This window comes from Lishizhenia sp., assembly GCF_033720595.1.
Lineage (GTDB): Bacteria > Bacteroidota > Bacteroidia > Flavobacteriales_D > Crocinitomicaceae > Lishizhenia.
Genome location: NZ_JAWWCF010000290.1, coordinates 1 through 2254, shown reverse-complemented (window position 1 = coordinate 2254; position 2254 = coordinate 1). Strand labels below are relative to the sequence as shown.

3 protein-coding genes are annotated in these 2254 nt (G+C 36.8%); 1 reads left to right on the top strand and 2 read right to left on the bottom strand.

Features of this window, described 5'->3' with window-relative positions; all coding sequences use genetic code 11:
* A partial coding sequence (gene tpx / locus R3333_RS14150; protein WP_318959418.1) for a thiol peroxidase occupies positions 1–451 on the bottom strand: 451 nt, incomplete at its 3' end.
* A 78-nt stretch (positions 452–529) separates the two neighbouring features.
* On the bottom strand, positions 530–1048 hold the full coding sequence (locus R3333_RS14145; protein WP_318959417.1) for a hypothetical protein: 519 nt from the start codon (positions 1046–1048) through the stop codon (positions 530–532).
* A gap of 101 nt (positions 1049–1149) precedes the next feature.
* Here R3333_RS14145 and R3333_RS14140 point away from each other — a divergent pair.
* Positions 1150–2254: TIGR03862 family flavoprotein (locus R3333_RS14140; RefSeq protein ID WP_318959416.1), on the top strand; the 1105-nt coding region annotated here is incomplete at its 3' end.

Genomic DNA, 2254 nt, shown 5'->3' with positions numbered 1-2254 from the left:
CTGGAACCAGTTCCGTATGTTGTACAATTCCATTTTCATCTACTACAACTATCGCTCTTGCATGCAGCGCATAAAGAGCTCCATTTTCTATTTCTAGACCGTAATCGGCTCCAAAACTTCCTTTGGCGTAGTCGGATAACATCTCAACATTCTCAATTCCTTCTGCACCGCAAAATCTTTTTTGAGCAAAGGGTAAATCTCTAGAAATGCACAATACTTTTGTGTTGTCTAATTGTGCTGCTTTTTGATTGAAGGTACGTACGGATGTTGCACATGTACTTGTATCTACACTAGGGAATATGTTTAAGATCAAACGCTGACCTTTGTAATCCTCTAGGTTTTTACGTGATAAATCACCCGCAATTAATTCAAAGTTGGGAGCTTTTTTTCCCACTTCAGGAAGATCGCCTGAAGTCATAACTTCAGCTCCCTTTAATTTCGTTTTCGCCATCTTGTTTTATTTTGATTTGAAAATAGTCTTTTTAATGAAACAAACGACGAAGGATATTGTTGGAAATCAAGAATTGTCTTAAGCAAAAATCTTCATTTTCCTGATGTGCTCTTTTTCGTTTCTGGGTTGCCTAGACTTAATCGAATATCTTTCAGAATCTTTATCAAAACGAATGTTTTCGTTTGCTTTTTTAACGAGCTCTATACGAACTCCTTTTTGATACATCACATTGCAAAGGTCTTCTGTCCAAAAGTTGTCTTCGGTGAAAACAAGTTTACTACCCGTCTTCAGAAAAATAAAGGTTCTATAGTTCTTACCAATTCCAAACCCTTTAATACGAACAAAATCAATTTCATCATACAATATATGCTGTTTCTTGATCAGTAAATTTACCTGTACTTCATTGTCGAAGAAAAGAGCAGAATAAAATCCTTTGTGCATTTGAATCATTAAGAAGAGCGAACCCGAGCAAATGATTATTGTCGATAAAGTATTTTGATGTTCAATAATTGTATTAAAGAATAAAATGGAAAATAGCCATAAGGTGGGTAAGTTAAAATGTTGTTGAAGACGTGCTTCTAAAAGTGGTGTGTTCATGTTGTTTATTTTCGGTGGCGAATGTAGTAAAAGCCGATAAAATCTGCATATTTTGAAATATGTTTTCTAGGCAAAGCTCAATAAAAGCTTATTTTTACCACATGTCCAAAAAATCCATTGCAGTAATAGGTTTAGGTCCTGCAGCCTTGTTTTTCGCCGCTTTTGTAGATACTACAAAATATCAGGTTACCATTTATGAAAAGAAAAAACAGGGTGGACGTAAGTTTCTAGTAGCTGGGAAAGGTGGATTTAACCTCACTCATTCTGAACCGATAGACGAATTTATTGCACGCTATACTCCCTATGAATTTCTAGCGCCAGCCTTGCGTCATTTTTCTAATGGCGAATTACGAAACTGGTTAAAAGAGATAGGGATTCCGACCATTATAGGTAGTAGTCATAGGGTTTATCCAGAAGATCATATCAAACCTATTGAAGTATTGAACACGCTTTTGGAATACGTGCAAGGAAAAGGTGTTGAAATTGTTTATGAACACGAATGGATAGGATGGGGAGAAAAGCATGCGCTTAGGTTTGCCCCGGATACTTTGGTGAAAGCAGATAAAGTTGTTTTTGCCTTGGGAGGAGGAAGTTGGAAAATTACCGGTTCCGATGGAGCTTGGTTAGATGCTTTTGAAAAACAAGGGGTGAAAGTTCTTCCTTTCAAAGCTTCGAATTGTGCTTATACTGTAGATTGGGAGAAACAATTCATTGCTCAAAACACAGGACAACCCTTAAAGAATTGCAGCTATTCTGCAGGTGGACAAACGCAAAAAGGTGAGGTAGTTATTACCGAAAATGGAATTGAAGGAAACGCTGTGTATGCTTTGAGTCCAGACCTGAGAAATTCTTTGGAAAAAGAGGGGAGTGCTTGCTTAGAAATAGACTTTAAGCCCAGCTGGCCGAAAAAGAAGGTGTTAGATGTACTTCAAAATTCTCGTTTAACAAAAATGACAGATATTTTGAAAAAGGATGTCCGTTTAAGTAAGGTTCAAATAAATTTACTCAAAGCCATCACCTCGAAAGAGGAGTTCCTCTCCAAAAAACATATGGCACATTTAATAAAAATTTATCCTCTTCAAATTACAGGACAAGCTCCCCTCGATGAAGCTATCTCAACCGTAGGAGGTGTTCCTTTAGATGCTTTGAATGAGCGTTTTGAATTGAAGGTAATTCCTCATCATTATTGTATTGGTGAAATGTTAG